The 15,125-nt window shown below is 31.5% G+C and carries 13 protein-coding genes; 6 read left to right on the top strand and 7 right to left on the bottom strand.

From position 1 onward, the window contains the following. Positions 1-83: 83 nt before the first annotated feature. Positions 84-2,414, bottom strand: a complete 2,331-nt coding sequence (locus tag KSU54_RS10150) for an HAD-IC family P-type ATPase (protein WP_009301061.1) — start codon at positions 2,412-2,414, stop codon at positions 84-86. Between the two features lie 381 nt (positions 2,415-2,795). Further along, complete coding sequence (locus KSU54_RS10155) at positions 2,796-3,974, bottom strand: polysaccharide deacetylase family protein (RefSeq protein WP_226814540.1); 1,179 nt, start codon at positions 3,972-3,974, stop codon at positions 2,796-2,798. Positions 3,975-4,204: 230 nt separating this feature from the next. On the opposite strand from KSU54_RS10155, the gene KSU54_RS10160 reads away from it, so the two are divergent. Next, positions 4,205-5,428, top strand: a complete 1,224-nt coding sequence (locus tag KSU54_RS10160; RefSeq protein ID WP_117792439.1) for an Mbeg1-like protein — start codon at positions 4,205-4,207, stop codon at positions 5,426-5,428. Positions 5,429-5,481: 53 nt separating this feature from the next. Continuing rightward, positions 5,482-5,886: a hypothetical protein gene (locus tag KSU54_RS10165; protein WP_008791707.1), complete on the top strand. Its 405-nt coding sequence runs from the start codon at positions 5,482-5,484 to the stop codon at positions 5,884-5,886. A 10-nt stretch (positions 5,887-5,896) separates the two neighbouring features. Here KSU54_RS10165 and KSU54_RS10170 read toward each other — a convergent pair whose 3' ends face one another. Beyond that, the gene (locus tag KSU54_RS10170) at positions 5,897-6,370 is read right to left on the bottom strand and encodes a GAF domain-containing protein (RefSeq protein ID WP_003537711.1); all 474 of its coding nucleotides are present in this window, start codon (positions 6,368-6,370) and stop codon (positions 5,897-5,899) included. An 81-nt stretch (positions 6,371-6,451) separates the two neighbouring features. On the opposite strand from KSU54_RS10170, the gene KSU54_RS10175 reads away from it, so the two are divergent. Beyond that, positions 6,452-6,970: a hypothetical protein gene (locus KSU54_RS10175; protein WP_008791709.1), complete on the top strand. Its 519-nt coding sequence runs from the start codon at positions 6,452-6,454 to the stop codon at positions 6,968-6,970. A gap of 62 nt (positions 6,971-7,032) precedes the next feature. Here the strand turns inward: KSU54_RS10175 and KSU54_RS10180 are convergent, their stop codons facing one another. After that, positions 7,033-8,346 (bottom strand): amidohydrolase, encoded by a 1,314-nt coding sequence (locus tag KSU54_RS10180; RefSeq protein ID WP_003537713.1) that lies wholly within the window; start codon positions 8,344-8,346, stop codon positions 7,033-7,035. Positions 8,347-8,421: 75 nt separating this feature from the next. Continuing rightward, on the bottom strand, positions 8,422-10,785 hold the full coding sequence (locus KSU54_RS10185) for a cation-translocating P-type ATPase (RefSeq protein WP_117792441.1): 2,364 nt from the start codon (positions 10,783-10,785) through the stop codon (positions 8,422-8,424). 212 nt (positions 10,786-10,997) lie between these two features. Between KSU54_RS10185 and KSU54_RS10190 the strand changes: the two genes are divergently transcribed. Further along, positions 10,998-12,338, top strand: a complete 1,341-nt coding sequence (locus KSU54_RS10190) for a citrate synthase (protein ID WP_117561753.1) — start codon at positions 10,998-11,000, stop codon at positions 12,336-12,338. A 58-nt stretch (positions 12,339-12,396) separates the two neighbouring features. On the opposite strand, the gene KSU54_RS10195 is transcribed toward KSU54_RS10190, so the two are convergent. Further along, positions 12,397-13,461 (bottom strand): branched-chain amino acid aminotransferase, encoded by a 1,065-nt coding sequence (locus tag KSU54_RS10195; protein ID WP_003537716.1) that lies wholly within the window; start codon positions 13,459-13,461, stop codon positions 12,397-12,399. 242 nt (positions 13,462-13,703) lie between these two features. Here KSU54_RS10195 and KSU54_RS10200 point away from each other — a divergent pair, with 242 nt between their 5' ends. Beyond that, the gene (locus KSU54_RS10200; RefSeq protein WP_008791711.1) at positions 13,704-14,114 is read left to right on the top strand and encodes a PTS sugar transporter subunit IIB; all 411 of its coding nucleotides are present in this window, start codon (positions 13,704-13,706) and stop codon (positions 14,112-14,114) included. 22 nt (positions 14,115-14,136) lie between these two features. Here the strand turns inward: KSU54_RS10200 and KSU54_RS10205 are convergent, their stop codons facing one another. After that, the gene (locus tag KSU54_RS10205) at positions 14,137-14,667 is read right to left on the bottom strand and encodes a cysteine hydrolase family protein (protein ID WP_003537718.1); all 531 of its coding nucleotides are present in this window, start codon (positions 14,665-14,667) and stop codon (positions 14,137-14,139) included. A gap of 114 nt (positions 14,668-14,781) precedes the next feature. On the opposite strand from KSU54_RS10205, the gene KSU54_RS10210 reads away from it, so the two are divergent. Continuing rightward, positions 14,782-15,114, top strand: coding sequence for an ArsR/SmtB family transcription factor (locus KSU54_RS10210; protein WP_003537719.1), 333 nt, complete (start codon positions 14,782-14,784; stop codon positions 15,112-15,114). The last annotated feature ends 11 nt before the right edge of the window (positions 15,115-15,125 follow it).

Consider the following 15,125-nt stretch of genomic DNA (forward strand, 5'->3'; position numbering starts at 1 on the left):
CTAAATATATCTTTTTGTTTAGATAAATAGATTTGTTTTAAATGGGAGCCTGTCCAAGAAAAACTTGAACAGGCTTATTAATGCTATAAAGCTTTTTTACTATTTAGGTTCTTAAGATAATAACTAACACTCCTTGTCAGGATGATTAAAACAGGAATGCTAATAACAATCGTAATTAGGATAATTTGAATTAACTTAGGTGTTAATACATGCATTTCTAAAAGTGGCCAAAAAATCGGTGTAGAGAGGATAAAGCCAATAATATCAATTATTAAAACTCCACCTCGATACCAGTTTAATGGTTTATAAATACGATAAATCATGTGAATAGACACAAAAGCAGTTGTAAAATATAGGACTGAAAAAGTTTCTGCTAACGACAATTGTAAGGTTGGTGCGAGTAATCTTATACCAGCAACGCTTAAAACTATTGCTAATGCGTTAGGTAAGGAAAAACGCATAGCATGATGACCAATTGATTCTTTTGGTTTTTCGATATTTCGTTCAAATAAAATCATAAATGAAGGGAAACCTTCAATAAACATATCCAATAAAGTCATTTGGAAAGGAATAAAAGGATAAGGTATATTCATTAAAATAGATAATATTGAAAGTAAAATCGTGTAAATTGTTTTCAAGTAATACATTGACGCAGAACGTGTAACATTATTAATAACTAGGCGACCTTCTCGAACAACTTCTACTAATGTTTGTAATTTACCATCAATAATAATAAATTGCGATACTTGGCGGGCAATATCGGAACCAGAACCCATCGCAATTGAAACATCAGCATCTTTTAATGCTAAAACATCATTTACTCCATCACCTGTCATCGCAACCTTTTGATTATGTTTTTGTAAACATAAGATCATCTGGTGCTTTTGAAAAGGACTAGCACGACCAATGACATTATAGTTTAAAATTGCATCTTCTAATTGTTGATCAGTAACGATTGTTGAAGCATCAATGTATTTTTCTGCATTAGCAACACCTGCTTGACTAGCGATTGCACTAACTGTCGCTGGATTATCACCAGATATAACTTTTACAGCAACATCATTATCACTGAAAAATTTAAGGGCTTCATGAGCATCTTTCCGAATAGGATCTTTAATAACAATTAGCCCAATCGGTGTTGTTTGTCCTAAAGTTTCCTGTAAGATATTTAATGTTGGGTGATGGCCAATTAATAAAACACGTGCGCCGCTTTTTTGCATCTCAATAATTCTTGGTGATAATTGATAATCAGGACGAATTATTTCTGGTGCTCCAACAATAATTGTTCCTATTGAATCTAGTTCAATGGCGCTCCATTTCCGGGCTGAAGAAAAAGCTATACGGTCTAATGTTTCATACTTTGCAGGGCCAGTAAAATAGTTACTAAGTGTTTTAAAAGTAATATTATTATCAAGAGATCCTTTAACAAAGGAACACATAATCTCATCCAGATCAAGATTTAATGGATTTTTTAATTTAATGACTTGTTCGATTTCCATTTTTCCTTCAGTCAAGGTACCGGTTTTATCTAAACATAGAACATCAATTCGTGATAAGGTTTCAATACTAAACATTTCTTGAACTAAAGTGTTCATTTTCCCTAATTTAACAACACTAGCAGCTAAAGATACACTTGTTAATAGAACTAGTCCTTTAGGAAGCATCCCTAGCAGAGCTGTAGCAGTGTTGACGATTGTGCTTGTAATTCCTTGATCACGAATGATATAAGCCTGATAGAGCATTAAAATACTTAATGGTAAAACTAAATAACTAGTATAACGAGTAACTTTATTAAAAGTGTTTAATAAGACAGAGCTAACAGGCTTACGAGTTCTTGCCTGATCAGTAATTTTATTTGCATAGTTATCTTTTCCAACATGTTCAACCTTACCATAGCAAGCACCGCTCAAAATAAAACTACCAGATAATAAATGGTCACCAGGCCCTTTAGAAATTGGATCAGCTTCACCAGTTAAAAGTGATTCATCAACTTCAACATTATTTTCAATAATAATTGAATCAGCACTGATTTGATTACCGGTTTCAAAATAAACTACATCATCTAGAACGATTTCTTCGTTATCGATTGAAATCGTTTTTCCCTCACGAATAACTTTAGTTTTTGGCGAAACGATCAAGTTTAATTTAGCAACCATATTTTTAGATTTTATTTCTTGTCGCGCTCTAATAACAGTATTTGAAATGACAATAACAACAAAAAATAAACTTGAATATGCTTGAACAGCAATTAGAGCAGCAGCAATAATAAAATTATAGGCATTAAAGAGGTTAAAAACATGCCCCATAATAATTTGAAAATTACTTTTAACTACTGGTTTAGGGGAAAGGTTCACTTTCCCTTCACTAATACGCTTTGCAACTTCTTGTTTATTTAAACCTTTAATTTTTCCCATAAATAACATCCTCATAAAAAACAAAATTTATCTAATTGTAATATAACTACAATTGCTTTGCAATGAATTAGCAAGAATTAACCAATACATAACAATTATAATCATAACACGCTATTTTAAAAATTCTATCATAATAAATCCTAAGAATCTCTTAATAAATCTTAAAAATAAAAATAGTTTTATTGAAATAGGTTCCATCTTTTGAAAAATCAAATTCTAGAGCCAATTTCGAAAACTACTTTTAATTATTAATATGATGATGAGGAACATAAGAATTGTCATCTATACTTTTAAAAGAATAACCTAGTGCCTGATAATACTCGATTATTGCCGGAAGGGCATCTACCGTGGTATTTTTGGCATCTGTATCATGAGCAAGAATCACTTGATTATTGGCATTTCCAGCTGTAGCAGTAGCAATGATTTGATTACTGGAATATTGTTTCCACCGGCATCACCTGTACTATAATTCCAATCATAAAATTGATAACCACGGTCAATTACTTCGTTTGCTAGAATACTCATTATTCCAGGACAATATTTACGTGAAATTGTATTTGAAGCTCCACCAGGGAAACGAATATACTTTGGAATAAAGCCAATTTCATTTTTAACCATGTTTCCAACTCTTTCTAAATCATTAAAATATGCGGTTACTGAAGTATAAACGGTTTTATAATCATGGCTGTAAGTATGTAAACCGATTGTATGACCTCGCTGATATGCTTCTTTGATCAAGTAATTATAGTTTTGGTTTGTACCAGTCACAAAGAAAGTTGCTTTTGCATGATATTTGTCAAGAATATCTAAAATACGTTTGGTATTTTTTGAAGGACCATCATCAAATGTCAAATAAATAACTTTTTCTTCAGTTTGAGCATAAACTCCAATTTCTTTCTTTTCAACAACTGAAACTTTTCTTTTAGCAACTATTTTATTGCCAGACCTATCTTTGCAAGTATAGGTTACAATATAATCACCTAATTTATCCAATCTTACTTTTTTGTTATCAATAGTCAATTGTGGATGTGGATCACGATTATCATTTCCTTTAACGCCAGCTAAATAATCAACCTTACCATTTAAAGTGACAGTTAGATCATTAAGACCAGAAATAGTTGGTTTTGTTGTATCTTTAGATAAAACTGTAACAGTAGCGTGCTTTGTTGATTTATTATTACTTTCATCGCTAACAATTACTGTCACTTTGACTTTTCCTTTTTTTGAAAAATTATATGCATCTTTAAAAGAAATAGTTGTTTTTGTTTCATCAACAATGTTATCAACTAACATTGTTGGATCAACATCCATTCCTGCATCTATTTCAATATTATTAATTTCAAATTTAGGCTTAGTTTTATCAACTACGTTAATATTTACTGTGAACTTTTTGCCCTGATAAATATAGGTAACAGGATAGCTGCCAATTTTATCATTTTTTAATTTAGATGTGTCGACCTTAATATCGGATGTTTGGACATTTTTAATATTTTTAATTATTTTTTGATAATCAAACTCATGGTTGATTTCTAGTATTGGGTCTTTGACAAAAGTTAACAATTGGTTATTTTTTTGCCAGATTAAATAAACTGTACTAATAATTATATATGAAATAATACTGAAATAAAGGTAATTTTTTGTTTTTTTGAAAATTTATTGAATAACTTCATTTTTCTCGACCTTTCCATAAACATTATAGGTTTCAAAAATTTATTGTCAATAAATGTCATGAAGTTGTATAATTTTTTTTAAATATGGTATAATGCCAAAAAAGGAAAGGGGGAACAAAAATGTCCAATATATATGATTATTTAAAATGGCGAGGTGATCTGTCAATGAGAATAGATCCATTTAATGATATTGATGGCTTGATTTTAAGTGAATTAGTTTATGTTGATTTTGATAAAATAGTTCCCACATTTCCCAATGAACAAAGTTATTGTTTAAAAGATGTTGCTAATAATTTTAGTCAAGTAAATAATATTGGAGAATTACTAGATGAGATATCTTTCACTAAGGAATCAATTACATTATTACAAGAATTAGCTAAATGTCCGCGTTATCAAAATATTCTGCTATCTAATTATATTAATGAACTGGACTATCAAAGTATAAAACAATTTGCAGCAATTACTTTTCAATTAGAAGATAGTAGTATTTATGTTGCTTTTCGTGGCACTGATGATACAATTTTAGGCTGGCGTGAGGATTTTCAAATGACTTATCAATTTCCAGTTGCTTCTCAGCAAAGAGCAGTTGAGTATTTGGCTAAAATTGCTGAAATCGATTTTTCTAAATCACTTTTTTATCTTTTATGCCATTGTGATTATAAAATGAAGTGGTATCAAATTTTTAGGATATATATCACCCAAAAGATATCTGGCGTTAAAATTCGTGTTGGTGGTCATTCAAAAGGAGGAAATTTAGCAGTTTATGCATCTAGTTGTGTGAATTCTAAAATATCTAAACGAATTATTGAGATTTATAATAATGACGGCCCTGGTTTTAATCAAAAAATGCTAAATACAGATAATTACCGCAATATTTCTACTAGGATAAAAAAATTCATTCCAGAAAGTTCCGTATTCGGGATAATGCTTGAGAATCTTGAAGAAAAAATAGTAGTTAAAAGTAGCGCTAAAGGTTTAATGCAACATAGTGGCTTTAGCTGGTCAGTAGAAGGAACACAATTTGTTTGTGCTACTGAAATGAGTAAGGACAGCCAAACTATGGATGCAGCTTTTAAATCATGGCTAAGTAAAGTCGACAGTAAAACACGAAAGGATGCAGTTACTGCAGTATTTTCAATTTTAGAAGCAGCTAAAATTGAAAAAATTAATGATTTTTCAGAAAAATCATTATCACATCTAATTACGGCTATTAAAGAAATCAAAAATATGAACAGTGATACAAGAAATGCATTAATTCAATTTTTTAAAACGTTAATTGTAGAGACATACGATTGTAGTCGTAAAGAACATAAGAAAAAAGATACTAATGAAAATAATTCATAAAGATTTAATAATTTCAAATTATACTTAATGTATAATTTGAAAAGAGGGTTAACATGAATAAGTTTCAAAATGCGCTGTATCGCTTTATGTCAGGTCGTTATGGATCGGATCAACTAAACAATTTTTTATTAATATTTGCATTAATTTTATTAATTTTAAATCTTTTTGTAATTCGCAATCCATATCTTGCAACAATTATTTGGATAATTTTAATTATTAATATTTTTAGGACCTATTCTCGTAATATTTATAAAAGGCGAGCTGAAAATGATAAATTTTTATCTTTAATCCAGCCTGTCAAAAAAAGAATTAATATTATTAAAAGTAATAAAAACGATAAAATGCATAAATATTTTCTATGTCCTAACTGCAAGCAAACTGTTAGAGTGCCACGTGGTCGGGGACAAATTACAATTACCTGTCCTAAATGTAAACAAAAATTTGATAAAAAAAGTTAAAAGGAAGAAACTATTTTGTTTCTTCCTTTATTCGTTTTAAATGTTTAATAATTATGAGTGCTAATTTTTCTAGCTCTTCCTGGTCATCAGGTTGAAACCGTGCAAAACAACGAGAATCTAAATCTAGAACGCCATACAAGCTATTATCTATAATCAACGGGATAACAAGTTCACTGTTTGTTGCGCTATCACAAGCAATATGACTAGGAAACTGATGAACATCAGGAACACAGTAAGTTTTAAGATTTGTTGCACAGGCACCGCATACACCTTTGTTAAAGGGGATGAGTGTACAAGCTGTTTTTCCTTGGAATGGACCTAAGATCAGCTGATTATCTTGGCAAAGGTAAAAACCAACCCAAGATATATCAGAAAAGACTTGTTTGATAAAGGCACTTGCATTGGATAATAAACTTATTTCATAATTAATATTTTCTAGTAATGCATCTAATTGTTGTTCTTTCATAAAAATCACCAAATTCATTATACATGATTTTTATGATATTTTGTTTAAAAAAATAATTTTGGTGAAAAATATAGATAGATAAGTTAAAGGAGAATAGATATGAAACGTATTTTAAAATCAATATGCTGTTTATTGTTATTATTTGCAATGAGTTTTTCGATTGTTGGATGTTCAAACAATGATGATACTAACAAAGATAGTAATAACAATACTACCACTAATGAATCAGATGAGGATAATGGATTAGAGGGAATTGATAGTAGAGTTAAAAATAAATTTAGTAGTGACTATAAAGTTAATCGTGATGATGTAAATGAAGCAGTAAATTATATTCGCGATAATATCGATGATGTTAAAGACAAAGAGGTTGCGAAAAAGCTTTACGAACATGGTAGTTATTTAGAAATGGCTGCAGATAAGGGAGAAGTTGACGATGATAATTCAATTAGAGATTTAGGGATCAGCACAAAAGAATACGCTGCAAAAGTTTATAATGCTAAAGATGGAGAAGTTGATGATATTATAGCTGATGCTAAAGTTCGATTTGATCAATTTAAAACCGATCTTGATAGTGGTGTGGATACTGCAGTTGATAAATTTATGGATTTCTTTAAATAAGGGCACAAATTGTGCTCTTTTTTAATTTAAAAAGTGATAGAATCTTGATTCTATCACAAATATTAATCTTGATTTAATAAATAGTAGGCAATGCTACTATAGACAGTTGTTCCTGTTAACAAAACATCTTCATTAAAGTCATATGTACAGTTATGAGGTGAAGCGACTAGATCAGTTGTCAATTTCATATAAGTGCCTATTCCGCCATGTGCTTGGACAGTGGCAATCATATAGGAAAAATCATCACTACCGTCTAGCGGGCTTAAATCCTCTTTGGCAACTTTAATATCACCTAAATGATCGATACAAATATGGCGAATTAAATCCATCATTTTTTTATCACAGTCAAGCGAATAAGCTTTGCCCATCTCGTTTATCTCTACAATGGTATCGTGCATTAATGCTGCTCCTCTAATAACATCCCGAGCATAAACTTCCATATAATTATTCAATTCTGTAGTGGCACCACGTACTTCGATTTCTAATTTAGCTGTTTCTGGGACTACATTTCTTCCTGTTCCTGCTCTAATTGTACCAACATTGATACGGGTACAACCATCACTATTACGTGGAATTGAATGAAGATTTAGGATACATGAAGCAGCAGATAATAAGGCGTTTTTGCCGAATTGTGGCATTCCTGCAGCATGAGAAGAAACACCATGATAGGTTACGTCAAGTTTTGTTGTTGCAAATGTTTCGTTCATTCCCAAATAAATATCATAATCTTCCCCTTCGACCTGCTGCCAAATATGACCCGCAAAAATATAATCAACGTCATCAAGAATTCCGCTTAAAGCAATACTTTTAGCGCCACGTACACCTTCTTCAGCAGGCTGAAAAATTAATTTGATTGTTCCATGTAGTTGTTCCTTTATTTGTGCTAGTATTTTGGCCACAGTTAATCCCATGGCAGTATGACCGTCATGACCACAAGCATGCATAGCACCAGGATTACAAGAAATAAAGCCATTTTTACCAGGATTATGATCTGCTGAATCATCTTCAGTAATGCTAAGAGCATCTATATCAAAACGAATTGCTACAACAGGTCCAATTCCGTTGTGCATTACTCCAACGACCCCGGTAAAACCATTCTTTACTTTTTCTATGTAATAGGGGTCGGCTCCTTGAAGGAGGGCACGATTGTAATTTAAAGTTAATAGGCGTTTACTTGGTAATCCCATCCGGAACTCTTCACGCATAACTTCCTTGCCAACTGAGACTTGGTACCCTAAACTATCAAGTCTACGGGCTACTAGTGAAGCAGTTCGCATTTCTAACCAGCCGCGCTCAGCATATTTATGAAAATCACGTCGAGTTTGAATTGTTTCTTGGTGGTATTGTTGTGCCAATAATTTTATTTTATTATACATAATATACCTTCTTCCTTTATTCTATTCTATCAATATTTATGTTATTTTGGCAACAATAAAGGCTAAGGAAAATCCTTAACCTTTTGACAATCTCTTTTTTCGACGTTTTTCAAGAAATTCTTTAAATATTTTTATATATTTAAATAGTTCAGCAGACAAGTCAACAATAATTGATGAAAACGCAATTAATCCTAATAGTATCATTAGCCAGTTAAATGAAACGCCTGTTAATTCTAAAATTGACTGCCCGATCATCATTGAAATATAGTAACAAAATTGAGTTGAATAAATAATAAACTTGCGATATTTAGTTAGTGGTCTATATATCTTTAAAAGAGCTATTGTATAATTCCATCCTGTAAATAAAACACAGACAGTTGAAAGCATGTTAGGATCATAATTCAAAGCAAGACCAATATTTGTAATTAAAGTAGCTCCTATGGCAATTGTAAAAGCAGAAGGGAAAGACTTTTCTAAAACGGTTTCTAAAAAATTTCCTTCAACTCGTGCAAAGTTAGCTTCATATGTCAAGAAGAAAGTTGGTATTCCTACACCACATGCGCTGATAAGTGATAATTGTATTGGCTCAAAAGGGTAGGCTTGACCAAAAAAGATAGTTGAAATAGCTATGAGAGCAGAAAATATAGTTTTAATCAAAAACATAGATGCTGACATCGTAATATTATTAATAACACGCCGTCCTTCATCAACGATATGAGGCATTGCATCAAAATTGTTATCAAGCAAAACTAGATTTGCTGCATTTTTAGCTGCATCACTTCCTGATGCCATTGCAATAGAGCAATCTGCCTCTTTAAAAGCTAGAACATCATTGACTCCATCTCCAGTCATTGCAACAGTGTGACCCTGTTGTTTTAAGGCAACGACCATAGCCTTTTTTTGTTGCGGAGTGACTCTCCCAAAGACCGAATATTTATTTAAAGCTTCTGCTATTTCTTCAGAAGTTGAAAGGGTAGTTGCATCAACATAATGGTGGGCATTATTCAATCCAGCTCGTTTCGCGATAGATGAAACTGTAATCGGATCATCACCAGAAATAACCTTTAAATCAACACCTTGCTCGTTAAAATAAGCTAATGTTTCTTTAGCGTCTTTCCTAATTACATCACTTAACACAATAATACCTAAAGGCTCTAAATCGACAGGCAAAGCTTCATTACTCATTACTTCATCAGTATGTGCCAAAACTAAAATACGATAGCCTTCACTAGCATAGTCAACACATTTTTCTTCCAATTCTTCATTTCCCTTTGGAAATAAAAACTGATAAGCTCCAATATAATATGTACCACGATTAAAATAGGAGGTACCACTATATTTTCGATCAGAACTAAAAGGGATAACAAAATATGGATTAAAATTAGTTTTTGTTTGATAATGCTCTTTTAATGCTTGAGCAGTGACATTAACATCTGTTAGAGAATGCATTAAGTTTCCAACGATTTCACTAATATCAACATTGCTCATTTTAACATCAAATTCAACTTTCATTGTTCCTTCAGTAATAGTCCCGGTTTTATCTAAGCATAAGACATCAACACGTGCCAAAGTTTCAATGCAAAATAATTCCTGAACTAAAGTATTCTGTTTTGCTAATCGTAAAACACTTAAGGTCAAAGCAACACTTGTAAGCAGCACTAAACCTTCTGGAATCATTCCTAGTATAGCAGCAACGGTACTAACGATTGAGTTGTTAAATGTTTGATTTCCATAAAAAAATTGCTTTAAAAATAATAGACCGCCAATCGGTAAAATAACGATGCTTACATATTTTAAAATTTTATTTAAACAACGATTTAATTCAGAATTATGTTTCTTTAAACGTTTTGCTTCCTGTGTAATCTGATTCATATAGTTATCATCCCCAACGTGAATAACTTTACAAATTCCTTTACCAGAGGTAATAAAGCTACCGGAATACAAAGTATCGCCATTTTGTTTTAAAACAGGATCTGATTCACCAGTGAGCAGTGATTCATTAGTCTCCATATGCCCATCAATTAAAATACTATCAGTTGGAATCTGGGCTCCTGTAGTTAAGACAATATAATCATCCAGAACGATCTGATCAATATCAATTTCTTTTAATTCATCATCACGAATAACTTCAACGTGTGAGGTAGTAAGAATAGATAGGCGATCTAACGTTCTTTTCGCTTTAATCTCTTGATATATTCCAGCGATCGTATTAATAATAATTACTAAAATAAATAGTGTATTTTTATATGAACCAACAAAAAGTACTAAGCCGAGTAAAGCAGCATTTAAAATATTAAAAAAAGTAATTGTATTATTTAAAAAAATCTGTTTATAAGATTTAGTGATTTTATTATCGACCGTGTTGATTTTACCATTACTTATACGCTGATTAACTTCAGCGGTTGATAAACCATGATAATCTTGATTATTTATTTTCATATAATTCTCCTCTTTAGAATATTTTAACTTAATTATAATGATTAAACAATAAGTTAAAATTAATCATCTCATTAATTTTACTTAAGAATATATTAAATGATTCTAAAGTTAATTGGACAACTTGTTATTGTATACAATTTGTCACAAAGATTGTATACAATCAAAAGAAGAAGTGTTATAATAAAACTACTTAAATTTATGGGGGTGCTTATATGAGTCAATTTATTGATGGTTTTATTGAAAAAGCAAAAGAAAGTAATAACAAGATAGATAATGAATTATATTCAAAATTTGATGTAAAAAAAGGATTACGGAACGAGGATGGTACTGGGGTATTAGTAGGCTTAACCAAGATTGCTGATGTTGTAGGGTATAAAAAAATTGATGGTAAGAAAGTTGACTGTGATGGGGAGCTTTATTATCGTGGAATCGCAGTATCAGACATTATCAATAAACGCGAACCGCATCAACGCTTTTTATTTGAAGAGACTTGTTTTCTGATCTTGTTTGGCTATTTGCCAAACAAAGAGGAATTAGAAAATTTTAAAAAGGAGCTATCTGAGCGTTATGAATTACCACCGCATTATTTGGAATCTAAAATTCTTGGGTTTCCATCTAAAAATTTAATGAATAAATTACAACAGGAAGTTTTGATGTTATATTCGTATGATGAGGATCCAGATAATATTAGTCCTTCATCAACAATGTACAAAGGATTGAATCTAATTGCTAAAATTCCTTCAATTGTTTGTTATGCATATCGTAGTAAAGTGCATTATTTTGACAAAGAAAGTTTATATATTCACCAAATTAGGCCAGATCTATCAATTGCAGAGAATATCTTATATTTATTGCGTGACCATAAACACTTCACACCTAAAGAAGCTGAAGTACTCGATATGTGCTTAGTTCTGCATGCTGATCATGGTGGTGGTAATAATTCAACGTTTACTAATGTTGTAATAAGTTCGACCGGAACAGATATTTATTCGAGTTTTGCTGGGGCAATTGGTTCTTTAAAAGGTCCTAAGCATGGTGGGGCAAATCTTGCTGTAATGAATCAAATGAAACTGATAATTAATGAAATTGGTCTAGATGCAAGTGATAAACAAATTAATGAGATCGTCGAAAGAATTTTAGATAAACAATACAATGATAATAGTGGATTGATTTATGGGATTGGTCATGCTGTATACACGGTTAGTGATCCGCGTTGTGTTATTTTAAGACAACAATGTAGCGAACTAGCTCTTGAAAAGGGGCGAGAAGCAGAATTTGATTTCTATTATCGTTTTGAACAGGCTGCTATTCAGGCAATAAAAAATCGTAAAGGAATTACTGTTTGTGCGAATGTCGACTTTTATAGCGGACTAATATATGATATGTTGTGTATTCCAACAGAACTATATACATTGATGTTCGTAGTTGGTCGAGCAGTTGGATGGTTAGCTCATAATATTGAAAATAAATTATATTCAGGACGGATTATTCGTCCCGCTGCTAAATATGTTGGAGAAACATATGAATATATACCTATGAATAAACGAAAATAAGAACATATCGATGTTCTTATTTTTATATTTATAAGAAAAAACTGGAGTGTCTCCAGTTTTATTTGATGTGACGAACCCAACCATATTTATCTTCTAAACGACCCCACTGGATCCCGGTTAAAGTATCATATAATTTTTGTGTCAAGTCACCAGTTTTAAAATCATTGATAATAACTTCTTCACCTTTATAATAAAGTTGACCGACAGGGGAAATTACAGCTGCTGTTCCAGTTCCAAATGCCTCTGTCAATTTACCATTGCGACCAGCTGCCATTAATTCATCGATACTTAATTCACGTTCTTCGACTTCATATCCCCAATCTTTAAGAATATGGATGATAGAATCACGAGTAACTCCTGGTAATACTGAACCTTCTAAAGGTGCTGTAACAACTTTACCATCAATTACAAACATTACATTCATTGTTCCTACTTCTTCGACATATTTGCGATGTACACCATCAAGCCAAAGAACTTGAGTATAACCATGAGATTCTGCTTTTACTTGAGCTGCAATACTGGCAGCGTAATTACCACCACATTTAGTGAATCCAGTGCCACCTTTAACGGCTCTTACATATTCATCTTCAACCCAAATTTTTACAGGATTTACACCTTCAGGATAGTAATTACCAACTGGTGATAAAATGATAATAAAAGTATAAGTTTTAGCAGGATGTACCCCAACACCAGCTTCACTTGCAAACATGAATGGACGAATATATAAAGAAGTATCTTTTGCAGTTGGAATCCAATCCTGTTCATATTTAACAATTGCTTCAACCGCTTCTACAAACATTTCTTCAGGTAATTCAGCCATGCAAATACGTCTATTTGAATTAATCATTCTTCGAGCATTCATTTCTGGTCTGAATAAAGTTATGTTACCGTTAGGATCACGATATGCTTTTAAACCTTCGAAAGTCTCTTGGGCATAGTGAAGTACCATTGTAGCAGGATCCATTGGAATTGGTGCGTATGGAACGATGCGTGCATCATGCCATCCTGTTCCTTCTGTATAGTCCATCATAAACATATGATCAGTAAAATAATTTCCAAAACCTAAATTATCTTGATTTGGTTTTTCTTTTAGAGTTTTCGCTCTTTCAATTTTGATTTCCATTATTAAACAACCCCCTTAATTTATTTATAAGTATACTCTCATTTAGCTAGTGATACAAGATAGAATTTATCTAATAAACTATGATAATGTAACTAATTATGTTCTTATCCTAAAAAAAGCAATTAGTTTGTTGGAAACGAAGATTATATGATAAGATATATAGTAGTATAAATATTTGCAGAAGTTAAAATTCTAAGGCCATTAATAGTTATGAATAGTAAATTATAAAGGAAGGAATAGTTATGTTGAAAATATTAATATGTTGTGGCGGAGGATTCTCTTCTAGTTATGTAACTGAGAGAATGAAAAAAGAAGTAGTTGAGAAAGGATTACAAGAAGAGGTTTATCTTGAATTTTATCCGTTTTCTCTTGTTAAAGAAAAAGAAGCTGATTTTGACATAATTATGTGCTGCCCTCACTTAAAAATTTATGTTGAACGTCTTTTACAGGAGACGACCATATCAGTTCCAATTTATCTGTTACCGCCTAAAATGTACGGTTTTATGCAATTAGAAGAAATAGTTGCAGATGCAAAAGATATAATTGAAATTTATCGGACGTTCCCTAATAATCCAGTTCATTTTCCTGGTGAAGAGAAATTATTACGGATTACTCGTGGTGTTGCATATCGAAATGTTAATAAAAAAAGATAGCTGTTTTAAATCTTCAATACAGCTATCTTTTTTTATTAATAATTTTCATATGTAAATTTTCCATAATATCAATTGATTTCTGTTCAAGAAGGGGGTCGTTGCTTGCAATTCCTAAACAATCAATAATGATAGATGCTTCGGGTAAGGCTGCTTTAATAATTATTGCATTAGATATTACACAGATATTTGAAACGACACCGACTAAAGTAATTTCATTGTATTGTTTATTTTTTAAATAATTACCTAATGCTAATGAGCCAAAAGTTTCTTTTATTATTTTTTTATCATTTTTTGCTAAATCATGGATTTTTCCATATAATTGCCATCCTTCAGTGTTTTCAAGACAATGCGCAACAGGAAGATTTTTTCCTTCTTGGGTAGTTAAATAATTTTTTTGATGAGTGTCATAAGTAAAAATAACATCATCGTTGTTATTATGGTATTCCTTGATAAGATCTGCAAGATAGTCTTCCAAGGCCACTGCTTCCTGGAATCCTAAACTACCATTTACAAAATCATTTTGATAATCAATCACTACTAGTAATTTTTTCATGTGAATCCTCCATACTTTTTAAAATATTTTATCATTATTGATTGACAATGTAAATATATGGATATATAATCATATTGTCATATGAATAAATATTCATACGAAAGGAGATAAGAAATGGATAAAGTAGTAAACGAAGCTATTGTTAATAAAGTTGCTGCAGCATTGCCGGAAGAGGAAATTCTTTATGATGTTGCTGAGTTGTTTAAAGTTTTTGGTGATTCAACTAGAATCAGAATTATTTGTGCTTTGTTTGAATCAGAAATGTGTGTATATGATTTAGCGGCGTGTTTAGATATGACACAGTCTGCTATTTCACACCAATTAAGAATTTTAAAGCAAGCAAACCTAGTTAAATTTAGGAGAGATGGGAAATTGATGTATTATTCACTTGATGATGAACACGTTAAGCAGATATTTGACGCTGGGTATAAACATGTAATTGAGTAAGGAGAGGGTAT

Source organism: Erysipelatoclostridium sp. MSK.23.31, from assembly GCF_019125875.1.
GTDB lineage: Bacteria > Bacillota_I > Bacilli_A > Erysipelotrichales > Coprobacillaceae > Thomasclavelia > Thomasclavelia ramosa.